This is a genomic window from uncultured Duncaniella sp. (assembly GCF_910578445.1).
GTDB lineage: Bacteria > Bacteroidota > Bacteroidia > Bacteroidales > Muribaculaceae > Duncaniella.
The window spans coordinates 1-513 of record NZ_CAJTQC010000080.1 but is presented as its reverse complement, the minus strand read 5'-3'; the positions used below and the strand labels follow the sequence as shown (position 1 = coordinate 513).

Genomic DNA, 513 nt, shown 5'->3' with positions numbered 1-513 from the left:
CATACGCCACACTCCTCATTACCAACGGCACAGACATCTATACCGTCAGTAAAATGCTTACGCATAAAAACGTGGCCACGACGCAGATCTACGCCGAGGTCGTAAACCAAAAGAAGCGCGATGCCGCTAATTCCATCTCGCTGAAATAACTTCCAAGTGAAACATCCCAAATATTAAAAGCGAATCACCCCAAAAACACCAAATAAATCACCCCAAAAACACCGATTTGTTTGGAATCATCATAATCTGTGATGCCATCAACTCAATCTCTCTGAAATAAATACATGAATAATTTTGCCAAAGTAAACTTTTTAGTTAACTTTGCGGTTACATAATAAGATATGGCGAACCGAACCATAAAGCTATACAAAGATTACTTCAAGGAGTTCTACGTGGCTCAGACTGATGCAGTAAGACGCAAAATAAACTACTGCATCAACGTAGTCAAGACTGTGGATAGAGTTCCAAAGACCATTCTGAAGAATATGGAAGATGCCGACGGGTTATATGAAA

General features: G+C 40.0%; 1 pseudogene. It reads left to right on the top strand.

What is annotated here, in order from left to right:
- Positions 1–149: pseudogene (locus tag QZ311_RS12410) on the top strand (tyrosine-type recombinase/integrase); the annotation flags it as partial.
- Between the last annotated feature and the right edge of the window lie 364 nt (positions 150–513).